Origin of the sequence: Microbacterium luteolum, assembly GCF_039533965.1 — a bacterium.
In the GTDB taxonomy this organism is placed as follows: Bacteria; Actinomycetota; Actinomycetes; order Actinomycetales; family Microbacteriaceae; genus Microbacterium; species Microbacterium luteolum.
On the sequence record NZ_BAAAUN010000001.1, the window covers coordinates 1,634,801 to 1,646,771 of the forward strand.

Here is an 11,971-nt window from a genome sequence, read left to right on the forward strand (position 1 = left end):
TGGAGCGAGTTCATGACATCCGCAGCGAAATCGCTCGGCGCCCGTCGGCGCTCACCCGCCGTCGACGACAGAATCGAGCCGCCGCGCGAGACCCGAACGGGAACGCAGTCCGAGCTTGCGGAGGATCGTCCCGACGTGGCTCTCCACGGTGCGCACGCTCACGTGCAGGGATACGGCCACCTCGCGGTTGCTGAGTCCGTCTGCCACCAGTTCCGCGACCTCTGTCTCTCGTCTCGTGAGCTCGCTGTTCGCTCTCGTCGGCGCTTCCTCAGTCACGGCTATCCCCTCGTGCATCGTCACCCTGAGGTGTCGAGCGGGGACGGTTCGTGACATTCCGGATTCGGTGCCCGTCGATTCACAACAGGAATGCGTCAATCGGGCGCGAACGGGTGTTGGAGGTGAGAGGCGACCCCGGCGCACCCTGGAGCCATGGACACGCTCCGCTCCCGCCACCGCATCATCACCCTCAGCCACGGGCTGACCGGCCTGATGACCGCCGTGTGGGGCGCCGGGCTCCCCGCGCTCGACGCGCGCCTCGACCTCGGTCCGGCAGCTCTCGGCGTGATGCTGCTCGTCGTGGCGGGGTTCGCCCTGCTGGCGATGCGTGCCGCCGGCCGCTTCTCCGGGACGGACGGACGGATGCTGGCGGCGGCGCTGCCCTGTGCCGGCGCCGCCCTCATGCTGGCGGGCGTCGCCCCGTCTCTTCCCATGCTGCTGCTCGCGGCCGGACTGTTCGGTCTGAGCTGCGGCGCGACGAACATCGCGCTCAGCTCCCAGGCGATGGCGGTGGAGGCCGCGATGGGTCGGCCGGTGATCGCCCGCATGCACGGCTGCTGGACGCTCGGCGCCGCGGGCGGCGGACTGCTGCTCGCCGCCGCTCTGCACGCGGGCCTGGACAGTCGACTCGCGATCTCCGGCGGCGCGGGCCTCCTCGTGGCGGCATCCGCCCTCGTGGGGATGCGGCTGCGCGGGCTGCCGGCGACGGAGGCTCACGAGACCGCGCTCGACCGGCCCGCTGAGGAGGACGCGCGAGACGACGCGCCCGCTCCCCTGCGATCGGGGCACCTCGTCGCCCTGGGCGCGCTGGGGGCGGCGGCCTTCCTGACCGAAGGCGCCGCCACCGACTGGGCGGGCGTGCACGCGACCCGGATCCTCGGAGCGGATCCGGCGACCGGCTCCCTGGTCTACGGCATCTTCTTCGCCGCGATGACCGTGATGCGGTTCGCCGGGGACGCGCTCCGTCGAACGCTCGGACCGCTGCACACCGTCCGCCTCACCAGCGGCCTCGCCGCGATCGGCTATGCGGCCGTGCTGGCGTCGGGTCTGCTGCCCGATCGACCGATCGCCGTGCTCATCGCCCTCCTGGGCTGGGCCCTCGCGGGCGCAGGAACCGCTCTGATCTGGCCGATCGTGATCGGCACGCTCGCCGAGCGCGGCGAGACCGCTCGGAGACTCTCCGTCGTCACGATGATCAGCTATGGGGGCGGCCTCCTCGGCCCCGCCCTGATCGGCTTCCTCGCCGCCGCGGGGACCCTGCCCGTCGCGTTGCTGCTGCCCGCGGGCCTCGCCGTACTCACCGCGATCGCCGCGCCCGCCGTGATCCGCCGCTGCCGCCGCATCCGCCCGGCGTCGTCCTCTACGCCCCTGACCACCGCAGTACCCCAGAAGCAGTGACCGAGAGAAGGAGAATCCCATGAACATCACCTCGACCCTCGACCGCCCGGACGCGCGCCTCCACTACGAGGTGCGCGGGGCAGGTCCGCTCCTCGCCCTGATCGGCTCGCCGATGGATGCCGACGCCTTCGCTCCGTTCGCCGACGAGCTGGCGTCCGACCACACCGTGCTCACCGCCGACCCTCGCGGGATCAAGCGCAGCACCGTCGCGGATCCGACACGCGATTCGAGCCCTGCCGTGCGCGCGGCGGATCTCGCCGCCCTCGTCGAGCACGTCGATCGCGGACCGGCGACGGTCTTCGGCTCGAGCGGCGGCGCCGTGACCGTCCTCGCGCTCGCACAGGATCGGCCGGACCTCGTCGACGTCGTGATCGCCCACGAACCCCCGCTGCTGCGTCTGCTCCCCGATCACGTCGAGCAACTGCAGACCGCGGAGGATCTCATCGCGCTCGCCCTCGGCGGCGACCGCCTCGGCGCGTGGCGGATGTTCTTCGCACAGGCGAACATCGCGATGCCGGAGGAGGTTCTCGTGCAGTGGTTCGGCGGGGATGCCGATCCGCAGAGCCTCGCCGACGAGCAGTTCTGGTTCGCGCGCGAATACCTCGGCAGCGTCGGCTGGCAGCCCGATCTCGACGTGCTGCGGCGTGCAGACGTGCGGTTCGTGCTCGGCATCGGCGAGGAGTCGGTGGGCCAGCTGTGCGAGCGCACGACCACCGCCCTGGGCGTGCAGCTCGACGTCGCGCCGACGAGGTTCCCCGGCGATCACACCGGCTTCGTCGACCACCCGGCCGCGTTCGCCGCTCGGCTGCGGGACGTGCTCGAGAACCTGTGAGAGGAGGAGGGGTGCGCATCGGCGCACCCCTCCTCCCCTCAGACCGGTCGTCCGATCTGCTGCCACAGCCCGGCCCACTGCTCCGGTCCGAGGTCGCGCGGGAGTCGCGTGTCCGCGGCACCGGCCGCCGCCAGCGCCTGCCGCGCCCGCGACCTCGCGACCCGGCCCGCGGTGGCCACGACGGCGTCGAGGGTCGCCCCGCGGGCTGTGAACATCGCCCGGACGAACCCCTCATGCGCACGGCGCTCGGCGACCGGCACGAGCGGTGAGCCGCGGCGAGTGATCGACAGCAGGCCGCCGTCGACACTGGGCTGCGGCGAGAAGCCCCACGCCGGGACGCGCCCTTCGAGAGCGAACTCGAACCACGGCGCCGACTGCGCGGTCAGCATGGTGCCGCCGCCGACCCCGGCGCGCTTGCGCGCGACCTCCCACTGGGTCAGCAGGACGGCCTCGCGCCACCGCCCCGTCGACAGCAGCCGCCGCAGGATCGGAGTGGTCAGGTGGAAGGGGATGTTGCCGACCACCACGTCGGCGTCGAGCGGATGGCGCGTCGCGTCCGCGTGCTCGACGCGCACGCTCGGCAATCGCCCGCGCAGTCGGCGGACCCGATGCTCATCGATGTCGATCGCCGTGACCGGTCGTCCCAGTTCGGCCAGCGAGCGGGTGAGTGCGCCGTCGCCGGCGCCGAGTTCGAGGATCGACCCGGACGTTCCCCGGACGATCGTCGTGATGCGTCCGAGGGTGGGGCGATGGGTGAGGAAGTTCTGGCCGAGTTCGTGGCGGCCGCCATGGATCGAGCGAGGCATGAGTGCGCTCCAGAAGAATGATTCGGAGCACCTCGAAGGTGGCAGGACGCAGAGAGTAGCGTCAGTGAGGACTGCCCGTCCCGAGGTGCGATGACATCTCGGTGGACGGCGCGCAGATGCGTGCGAGCGGGCGCGCCGTCAGGCGCGGCGGTCGCGGAACACGAGGGTGCGCCCCATCACGGGCGCGAAGCATATTGTTCCCATGGCCGCCAGCCTAGCGACCCCCAGGACGCGGTTCCACTCAGATCCAGCCGCGTTCCTCGGCGATCAGCACGGCCTGCTGCCGGGTGCCGACGTGCAGCTTCCCGAGGATCACCGAGATGTGGTTGCGGACGGTTCCCGGCGCGAGCGCGAGGGCACGGGCGATCTGTCCCGTCGTCTCCCCCCGCCGCCCGGCACGCAGCACATCCAGCTCGCGGTCGGTCAGCGGCGAGCGCTCGTCGCTGAGCGCATCGGCCGCGATCTCCGGGTCGACGTAGCGGGCCCCCGCGGCGACCCTCCTGATGACGGCGGCGACCTCGTCGGCACCGCGGGACTTCGGCAGGAACCCCGCGACGCCGGATGCCAGCGCGCGACGCAGCACGCCGGGACGCGCGTGACGGGTGACGACGACGCAGCGCGTCGCGATCGCCCGATTCAGACGCTCGGCGACCTGCACGCCGTCGAGCCCCGGCATCTCGAGGTCGAGCAGGCAGACGTCGGGCTGCAGGCGCAGGGCCTCGGCGACCGCCTGCTCCCCGTCCTCGCACTCGGCGACGACCTCGATGTCGTCCTCCAGCCGCAGCAGAGCCGCCAGCGCGGACCGGATCATCCCCTCGTCATCGGCGAGCAGCACGCGGATCATCGGACCTCCTCGGCATTCGACGGCACCGTCACCACGACCACGAATTCCTCCTCGTCCGCATGGACCTCCAGCGTGCCCCGCGCGTCGTCGATCCGGCGTCGCACACCTTCCAGACCGGAGCCGTCGTCACCGACTGCGGCGCCCTGCACCGCGTCGTTGGCGATCTCGTAGCGCCAGGCATCCGCGGTCCGGGTGAGGGAGAGACGGGCACGGCGTCCGCCGCCGTGTCGCAGCACGTTCGTCGTCGTCTCCCGGATCACCGGACCGAGAGCGGATGCCGGTGCGGCAGCGGCATCCGGATCGATCACGGCCTCGACCTCGAGGCCGGCGGCGCACAGGAGATCTCGGGCGTTGGCGAGCTCATCGCTCAGCGGGACGGAGCGGAAGCGGGTCGCGAGGTCCCTCGTGCCCTGTCGTGCCTCGTCGACGCTGACGCGCGCGGCGCGGAGCTGCTCCATACCGGCATCCGCATCCCGTGGCAGCAGCCGCTCCGCCAGCTCCAGCTGCAGCGCGATGACCTGGAGGTGGTGCCCCTGGAGGTCGTGCACATCGGTCGCCACACGCAGTCGCTCCTGCGTCGCGGCGAGCCGAGACTCCGATGCACGGGCGCGATCCAGCGTCACCATGACATCCCAGAACCACAGCGAGCTGACCGTCATCCCGGGGAGGAGCGCGGCGTAGGCGCCGGGCAGCCAGGTGGGGATCCCCATCCCGAGCGCGTCGGTGGCCGAGTCGACGAAGGCGAGCGCCACCAGGAGCAGGGTCGCCGCCACGACCACGCGGAAGCGCACGCCGCGCGGCCAGTTGAGCAGCACCAGCGACTGCGCGAGCGGCATGACCGCGAGCTGCCAGCTGCCGGTGAGCGCTCCCGCCACTCCGCCGAAGACCACGGCGACGGCAAGCGGCACGGCCAGCCGACGCCAGGGCACGCCCGGTCCGGCGTCGATGCGGTGCCGGTAGTCGAACAGCAGCAGCAGCGTCGACGCGCACCACAGCAGGCCTCCCACGGCGACGACGAGGACGACCGTGACGCGGAAGTCCATGGCCGCCACGAAGCCCACCCAGGCGCCGATGAGCATGACCTCGATGAACAGGACCGCGGTCAGCGTGTACCACCAGGTGGCCGTGACACCGCGCGTCAGCGAGACCGCCCCGGGGCTCGATACGGCGGGGGCGAGGGGCTCGATGCGGCTGCTCACGCTCTCACGATACGGGCGTGACAGTTGTCAGGGATACGACGTGCGATACACCCGTGAAGCAGTGACGGCCCGGCACTGTCGTGCGGAGCCCGCGAGCGGTGGACTGGATCCATCGTGACGGAGACGCCGTCCGCACAGACCACGGGAGCACACCCCATGAACCTCATCGAGATCTTCCAGAACTGGGTCGCCCAGGTCCCCGACCTCCTGCAGCCGCTCATCGTCGCCCTCGCCGGCGCGATCCCCTTCATCGAGGGCGAGGGTGCTGCGAGCATCGGGATCATCGGCGGCATCCACCCGGTGATCGCCGCCATCGCGGCCATCGTCGGAAACTTCCTGTGCGTCGCCGTGCTCGTGCTGCTGAGCTCGGGCGCCCGCACCGCCATCGTGAACCGCTCTCGCGTGGGCGACCCCGTCCTCGCCGGAGCAGGGTCGGCGGCGGTCGAGCCCGAGGCGCCGCACGCCGATCGCAAGGCCGCACGCCGGGAGAAGTTCCAGCGCGCGTTCGAGCGCTACGGCGTGCCGGGAGTCAGCCTCCTCGGCCCGCTGCTGCTTCCGACGCACTTCACCGCCACGATGCTCGCCGCCGCCGGTGTCGGCAAGGCGCGTGTGCTGTTCTGGCAGGCGCTCGCGATCATCGGCTGGACCACCGTGGTCGCCGTGATCGTCGGCGGCGCGGTGTACGCCATCCGCTGACGCGGACAGAGCAGCCGATCGATTCGGCGGACTCGCGTCATGATCCGTCCACCGCGGGGTCTTGCCTATGACGGAGGTCCGAGCCTTTGGGGATATCGGCTCGCTCCGTCATCGGCCGCCCACCCCTCACATCGAGCGGCCAGAGGGTGGGATCCCTTTCCCCGGGATCCCACCCTCTTTCCCTGGTTCCGGGGCCCGATGGTCGCCGTAACCCTGACCGGGCGGCCGCCCGGTCTGCGGTAATCTCTGAATCCCCTTCGCGACACCTGGACGTCGTGCGACGGAACACGAGGTCCCATGGAAAGCTCTGGCGCAGACACCGCCCACGAGACCGACGCCGACCTCCTCCGACGCAGTCGCGACGGCGACCGCCGTGCGTTCTCCGAGCTCTGGCGCCGACACGCTCCGACCGCCGTGGCCTACGCCCGCAGCCTGGGAACCGCGCCGCCCGACCCCGAGGACGTCGTCTCTGATGCGTTCCTGAGCATCCTGCAGCTGGTGCGCGCCGGCCGAGGACCGGAGGAGAGGTTCCGCCCCTATCTGCTCACCACCGTGCGCAACACCTGGCTGACAGCGGCTCGGCGCGCGCCGTCGACGGTCGCGCTCGACGAGGTCGAGGAGCCGCCGTCGGGCATCGGCACGATCGACGTCGAGGCGATGATGAACTCCGCAGCCCTCGTCGAGGCGTTCGGCGCGCTTCCGGAGCGCTGGCAGCATGCGCTCTGGCTCAGCGAGGTCGAGCATCTCCCCCCTCGCGAGATCGCCGATGTGCTCGGCATGCGGGCGAACGCCGTCGCCGCTCTGACGTACCGCGCGAGGGACGGACTCCGGAAGGCGTGGATCGGCGCGCACCTTCGCCGCGCGGCCGCCGGTTCCGACCACCGGCGCGTGATCGAGCTCCTCGGCGGATATGTGCAGGGCGATCTGGGCCCGCGCCCGCAGAAGTTCGTCGCGGCGCACCTCGAATCGTGCGCCGACTGCCGCGCGGCCGCCGGCGAGGCCAGGCATCTGGCCCGCGCCATCACGCTCGGCCCGCTCCTCGTCGGAGGTGCCGGTCTCGTCATCGCTCCGGCCTTCTTCCCCACCGCGCAGGCGGCGGCCGCGGTCGGATATGCGGCTCCGGTGCTGTGGCCCGTCGCGGCAGCCGTGGCCGTGGCACTCTCGATCGGGGGCAGTCTCCTCGTACGCACCCCGACCGAACCGGATGCCACGGCCGTCGTCGCACCGGCGGTCGCGCTGCCGCCGCCCGCGGCATCCGCGCCGGAGCCCGCCGCCTCGCTCCCCGCGCCGACGACTCCGACAGTCGCCACCATCCCCGCCACCGACCCGGATCGGCCCGTCACCGGTGATGACGCGGCCCGAGTTCCGCACATCACCCCTCCGGCAACATCGCCGCCGACCGCCGACGGGCACGCCGGTGCAGCCGCGGCCGCACCGACCGACGATGACGAGGCGGTGGCGCCGAACACCTTCATGACGAAGACCGCTTCTGCGACGTGGTACGTCGAGGTCTCGATCGAGCTCGACCCGGCCGACCCCGACTGCATTCCGATCGCCCACCTGTCGGTCAGCGGAACCGCCGGCGCCGTCGTGGCGATCGTCGTCGACGGCAGAGTCGCGGGGAAGGCGGGTGAGCTCGACGGATACGGCATCTGGTCAGGTGATCTCGTCCTGCCCTCCACCGGTGGAGAGCACACGGTCTCGCTCCACCTCATCCACGAAGACGGCTCGGTCGGCGAGGTGGCCGTGCAGACCGTGATCGAGTACTGACCTCGGCCGGTTCCTGAGTACAGGTTCTTTTGAATTCATGATTTGCTGTACTCTGGCGTGGTGACCTCGGCAACGGCATCCCTCACCCACACGGCGGCACTTGCGCGCCTCGGGCACGCACTCTCCGACCCGACTCGTGCCGGCATCCTGCTCGCGCTGCGGGACTCCGCCCGCTACCCGGCCGAGCTCGCCGAGACCATGGGTGTCTCCCGCCAGGTGATGTCGAACCACCTGGCCTGCCTCCGCGGGTGCGGACTCGTCGAGAGCGTGCCCGACGGGCGCCGCAGCAGCTACCGCCTCGCCGACGAGCACCTCTCCCCCGCCCTCGACGAGTTCCTGCGCGTGACGCTGATCGTCGAACCGGACTGCTGCGACGGCGAAGGCTGCACCTGCTGATGACGACGCTCGCACCCGCGCGGCGGGAGACCCTGCACCGCCGCATCCGCCTCATCGTCGCGATCACCATCGGGTACAACCTGGTCGAGGCGGGCGTGGCCATCGCGGCCGGCTCACTCGCCTCCTCGGCCGCCCTGATCGGGTTCGGCCTCGACTCCGCGATCGAGGTGCTGTCGGCCGCCGCCGTCGCCTGGCAGTTCACCCGACGCGATCCCGAGCGCTGGGAGAAGCCCACGCTGCGCGTGATCTCGGTCGCCTTCTTCGCGCTCGCGGTCTATGTGACCGCGACGTCCGTCCTCGCGCTGATCACGGGAGAACGCCCCGAGCACAGCACGATCGGAATCGTCCTGACCGCCGTCAGCGTGATCGTCATGCCGTTCCTGTCCCTCGCGGAACGCCGAGCCGGCCGCGAGGCGGGATCGGCCACCGCCGTCGCCGATTCGAAGCAGACGCTCATCTGCACGTATCTGTCAGGCGCCGTGCTGATCGGTCTGGTCGCGAACTCGCTGTTCGGCTGGTGGTGGGCGGATGCCGTGGCGGGGCTGGTCATCGCGGCATTCGCGGTGCGCGAGGGCATCGAGGCGTGGAAGGGCGATGCCTGCGCGACCTCGATCGGGATGATCCTCGAGGACGAGCACCACGACGAACACGAGGGCCCGCACGCCTGAGCCCTAGGTTGGGGTGATGGATGCTCCTTCGCTGCAGCCGCACGACCTCGACGGCCGTACGATCCTCGTCACCGGGGCGAACGCGGGGATCGGCTACTGGTGCGCCGAGCGCCTCGCCGTCCGCGGCGCACGCGTGCTCCTGGGATGCCGCTCGACCGATCGCGCCCGGACCGCCGTCGGCGCGATCGTGGCCCGCGCGCCGGACGCCGACCTCCGCATCCTCCCCGTCGATCTCGGTTCGCTCGCCAGCATCGCGCGAGCCTCCGCCGATATCGGAGAGCGTGTCGATGCCGTCATCTGCAACGCCGGAGTGAAGACGGCCCGACGCGAGGCGCGGACCAACGACGGTCCCGACCTGATGGTCGGAACGAACTTCCTCGGGCACTTCGCACTTCTGGCCCAGATCATGCCGCACCTCGCCGACGACGCCAGAGTCGTGGCCGTCGGATCTCTGGCTCATCGATTCGCGCGAATCGAGCCCGCGCGGCTCGCGGCTCCCTGGCGCGGCGCTTCCCTCCGACAGTACGGCCGGTCCAAGGCCGCGTTGATGTCCTTCGCGTTCGAGCTCGACCGGCGGTGGGCCGATTCGGCACGATCCGCGATGTGCGCGCATCCGGGGTACGCCGTCGATCCGCTCACCGAGCCCCGTTCGGGTCTCGCAGAGGTGCCCGCTCCGCTCCGCGCTCTCGCCGTCCTCAGCCGGCCGTTCGTGCAGGGCAAGGACGACGGCGCCGCTCCCCTGATCCACGCGGCCACCGCCGCCGAGGCGATGGGCGGCGACTACTGGGGGCCGGGCGGGATGCTCGAGTTCCGGGGTGCGCCCGCCCGCGTGACCGCCTCGGACGAGGTGCGCTCACCGACGATCGGCGCGGAGCTCTGGGCCGCGGCGGAGAGCGCGACCGGCATCCGATTCTCCGCCTGAGGTGATGTCCGACCCCGGAGCAAGACTGGGGCCATGATCACGCTGCTCTCCGCCCCCAGCAATCTCGGTCTCCGTCCGCCGCTCCCCGGAAGCGTCCCCGGCACGGCGAAGGCGCCCGAGGCGCTCCGCGAAGCAGGGCTCCACGCTCGTCTCGTCGCGAAGGGCGCGATCGACGGGGGTGTCATCCTCCCCGCGCGCTACGTGGACGACGACGACACCCGAGCTCCCGGTCGCGTGCGCAACGAGACGGCCGTGATCGAGCACTCCCGCCGACTGGCCGCCCGCATCGCCGACGCGCTCGCCGCCGGTCGCGCGCCGCTGGTGATCGGCGGCGACTGCTCCCTGCTCATCGGCGCGGGCATCGCCTCTGCGAGACGCGGAGACACCGGACTCGTGCACATCGACGGTCACACCGATTTCCGCCATCCGGGCAACAGCGACGAGAGCGCGAGCGTCGCCGGCGAGGCGCTCGCCGCGGCGATCGGACGCCACTGGCCGGCGATCGCCGACATCGACGGTCTCTCGCCCTACTTCCCTGCTGCGCGCACGGCGCATATCGGTCATCGTCCCGACGACGAGGATCAGCAGGAGGTCCGCGGACTCCTCGGACTCGTGACGCCCGCCGCAGATGTCATCGCGCGGGGAGCATCCGACATCGCCGCCGCGTCTGCCGAGGTGGCGGGGCCTGGCGGCTACTGGCTCCAGCTCGACGTCGACGTCCTCGACCCGACCGTCATGCCCGCCGTCGACAGCCCCGACCCCGGCGGACTGGACAAGGCGCAGCTCACCGAGCTCCTGCGAGCGCTCGCACCGCAGGCGATCGGTGCGAGCATCACCGTGTTCGATCCCGACCTCGACCCCGACGGGCGCTTCGCGCGACTGCTGGTCGATGTCCTCGACGACGGACTGAGCGAGCTGGGGACGGGTCTCGCCGGCTGACGGCGAGCACCCTGCTCGGGCAGGCTCAGGCCGCCTGAGTCTCGGGGCGGGCCCGCGCGCTCACGAGGTCTTCCCATCGGAGGTGCGGGTGGCGGCGGTGACCGCCTCGATCGTCTCCGGGCTCTCGAGAGAACTGCTCGCCGCGGGCTCCACAGCGGGCGTCGACGGCGCCGCGGCATCCGTCGATCGCCGGGTCTTGAGGAGGCTGGCGACTGTCGCGACGGTGATCGTCGCGGCGATGAACAGCAGCGAGAACCAGATCGGGATCTCCGGCGCCCAGAGCATCGGCTCACCGCCGTTGATGAACGGCAGCTCGTTGACGTGGAGGGCGTGCAGCACGAGCTTCACCCCGATGAACGCGAGGATGACCGCGAGGCCCTGGGCCAGGTAGACCAGGCGCTCGAGCAGCCCGCCGATGAGGAAGTACAGCTGACGCAGACCCATCAGGGCGAACGCGTTGGCAGTGAACACGATGTACGCCTCGTCGGTGAGCCCGTAGATCGCCGGGATCGAGTCGACGGCGAACACGAGGTCGATGAACCCGATCGCGATGATCGTGAGCAGCATCGGCGTGACGAAGCGCGTTCCGTTCCTGCGCACGGTGAGCCGGTCCTCGTGGTACTCGTTCGTGACGGGGAGGTGACGCCGGACGAAGGTCATGAAACGCCCGTTCGCCGGGTCGCTCTCATGGCTGCTGAACGCCTGCCGGTAGGCGAGGACCAGGAGCAGGGCGCCGAACAGGTAGAAGATCCAGGAGAAGTTCTCGATGAGCGTGGCGCCGACGGCGATGAAGATGCCGCGGAGGATCAGCGCGATGACGATGCCGATCATCAGCACCTTCTGCTGATAGATCTTCGGCACGGCGAAGCCGGTCATCACGATGAGGAAGACGAAGAGGTTGTCGATCGACAGCGCCTTCTCGGTGAGGTACCCGGCGAAGTACTCGCCGCCGAACGTCCAGCCGGAGAAGACGCCGATGCCGACGCCGAACAGCAGCGCGAGGCTGATGTAGAAGATCGACCAGCGCGCGGACTCCGCGATCGAGGGCTCGTGGGGCTTGCGCACGTGGGCGAAGAACTCGTACACGAAGAAGGCGATCGTGACCGCGATCGTGATGATCCAGATCAAGGGGGTGATTTCCAATGGGGACTCCAGACTCGGCGTGACTGAGCAGCGCCAAAGTCTTCTCCATTCCTGAGATCAGGAACCGGTGGCCCGGGATGCG

At 70.9% G+C, this 11,971-nt stretch carries 13 protein-coding genes; 8 read left to right on the forward strand and 5 right to left on the reverse strand.

Going from position 1 to position 11,971, the window contains the following annotated elements:
- Window positions 1–51: 51 nt before the first annotated feature.
- Window positions 52–276, reverse strand: a complete 225-nt coding sequence (locus tag ABD648_RS07950; RefSeq protein WP_282214424.1) for a response regulator transcription factor — start codon at window positions 274–276, stop codon at window positions 52–54.
- Between the two features lie 153 nt (window positions 277–429).
- Here ABD648_RS07950 and ABD648_RS07955 point away from each other — a divergent pair, with 153 nt between their 5' ends.
- Both ABD648_RS07955 and ABD648_RS07960 read left to right on the forward strand, forming a co-directional pair.
- The gene (locus ABD648_RS07955) at window positions 430–1,674 is read left to right on the forward strand and encodes an MFS transporter (protein ID WP_282214425.1); all 1,245 of its coding nucleotides are present in this window, start codon (window positions 430–432) and stop codon (window positions 1,672–1,674) included.
- A 19-nt stretch (window positions 1,675–1,693) separates the two neighbouring features.
- Complete coding sequence (locus ABD648_RS07960) at window positions 1,694–2,506, forward strand: alpha/beta fold hydrolase (protein WP_282214426.1); 813 nt, start codon at window positions 1,694–1,696, stop codon at window positions 2,504–2,506.
- Between the two features lie 38 nt (window positions 2,507–2,544).
- On the opposite strand, the gene erm is transcribed toward ABD648_RS07960, so the two are convergent.
- The 3 genes from erm to ABD648_RS07975 form a co-directional block, all read right to left on the reverse strand.
- Window positions 2,545–3,312 (reverse strand): 23S ribosomal RNA methyltransferase Erm, encoded by a 768-nt coding sequence (gene erm / locus ABD648_RS07965; protein WP_282214427.1) that lies wholly within the window; start codon window positions 3,310–3,312, stop codon window positions 2,545–2,547.
- Window positions 3,313–3,553: 241 nt separating this feature from the next.
- Complete coding sequence (locus ABD648_RS07970; RefSeq protein ID WP_282214428.1) at window positions 3,554–4,156, reverse strand: response regulator transcription factor; 603 nt, start codon at window positions 4,154–4,156, stop codon at window positions 3,554–3,556.
- Entirely contained in the window at window positions 4,153–5,355 is a 1,203-nt protein-coding gene (locus tag ABD648_RS07975) for a sensor histidine kinase (protein ID WP_282214429.1), read from the reverse strand. The genes ABD648_RS07970 and ABD648_RS07975 overlap by 4 nt, the downstream gene beginning before the upstream one ends.
- A 156-nt stretch (window positions 5,356–5,511) precedes the next feature.
- Here ABD648_RS07975 and ABD648_RS07980 point away from each other — a divergent pair, with 156 nt between their 5' ends.
- The 6 genes from ABD648_RS07980 (at window position 5,512) to ABD648_RS08005 (ending at window position 10,746) form a co-directional block, all read left to right on the forward strand.
- Window positions 5,512–6,051, forward strand: coding sequence for a small multidrug efflux protein (locus ABD648_RS07980; RefSeq protein WP_282217521.1), 540 nt, complete (start codon window positions 5,512–5,514; stop codon window positions 6,049–6,051).
- Window positions 6,052–6,348: 297 nt separating this feature from the next.
- A complete protein-coding gene (locus ABD648_RS07985; RefSeq protein ID WP_282214430.1) occupies window positions 6,349–7,821 on the forward strand; it encodes a sigma-70 family RNA polymerase sigma factor in 1,473 nt (490 codons plus the stop codon).
- Window positions 7,822–7,881: 60 nt separating this feature from the next.
- A complete protein-coding gene (locus ABD648_RS07990; RefSeq protein ID WP_282214431.1) occupies window positions 7,882–8,217 on the forward strand; it encodes an ArsR/SmtB family transcription factor in 336 nt (111 codons plus the stop codon).
- Window positions 8,217–8,885, forward strand: coding sequence for a cation diffusion facilitator family transporter (locus ABD648_RS07995; protein WP_282214432.1), 669 nt, complete (start codon window positions 8,217–8,219; stop codon window positions 8,883–8,885). The genes ABD648_RS07990 and ABD648_RS07995 overlap by 1 nt, the downstream gene beginning before the upstream one ends.
- 16 nt (window positions 8,886–8,901) lie before the next feature.
- Window positions 8,902–9,807 carry an SDR family NAD(P)-dependent oxidoreductase gene (locus ABD648_RS08000; RefSeq protein ID WP_282214433.1) on the forward strand — a complete coding sequence of 302 codons (906 nt, stop codon included), beginning with the start codon at window positions 8,902–8,904 and terminating at the stop codon, window positions 9,805–9,807.
- A 33-nt stretch (window positions 9,808–9,840) separates the two neighbouring features.
- On the forward strand, window positions 9,841–10,746 hold the full coding sequence (locus tag ABD648_RS08005) for an arginase family protein (RefSeq protein ID WP_282214434.1): 906 nt from the start codon (window positions 9,841–9,843) through the stop codon (window positions 10,744–10,746).
- Window positions 10,747–10,806: 60 nt separating this feature from the next.
- On the opposite strand, the gene ABD648_RS08010 is transcribed toward ABD648_RS08005, so the two are convergent.
- A complete protein-coding gene (locus ABD648_RS08010) occupies window positions 10,807–11,889 on the reverse strand; it encodes a TerC family protein (RefSeq protein ID WP_282214435.1) in 1,083 nt (360 codons plus the stop codon).
- Window positions 11,890–11,971: the final 82 nt, after the last annotated feature.

Coding starts and splice junctions, on each gene's coding strand:
- ABD648_RS07985 (WP_282214430.1), top strand. CDS start 6,349: ATGGAAAGCTCTGGCGCAGACACCGCCCACGAGACCGACGCCGACCTC.
- ABD648_RS07970 (WP_282214428.1), bottom strand. CDS start 4,156: ATGATCCGCGTGCTGCTCGCCGATGACGAGGGGATGATCCGGTCCGCG.
- ABD648_RS07995 (WP_282214432.1), top strand. CDS start 8,217: ATGACGACGCTCGCACCCGCGCGGCGGGAGACCCTGCACCGCCGCATC.
- ABD648_RS08005 (WP_282214434.1), top strand. CDS start 9,841: ATGATCACGCTGCTCTCCGCCCCCAGCAATCTCGGTCTCCGTCCGCCG.
- ABD648_RS08000 (WP_282214433.1), top strand. CDS start 8,902: ATGGATGCTCCTTCGCTGCAGCCGCACGACCTCGACGGCCGTACGATC.
- ABD648_RS07955 (WP_282214425.1), top strand. CDS start 430: ATGGACACGCTCCGCTCCCGCCACCGCATCATCACCCTCAGCCACGGG.
- erm (WP_282214427.1), bottom strand. CDS start 3,312: ATGCCTCGCTCGATCCATGGCGGCCGCCACGAACTCGGCCAGAACTTC.
- ABD648_RS07960 (WP_282214426.1), top strand. CDS start 1,694: ATGAACATCACCTCGACCCTCGACCGCCCGGACGCGCGCCTCCACTAC.
- ABD648_RS07980 (WP_282217521.1), top strand. CDS start 5,512: ATGAACCTCATCGAGATCTTCCAGAACTGGGTCGCCCAGGTCCCCGAC.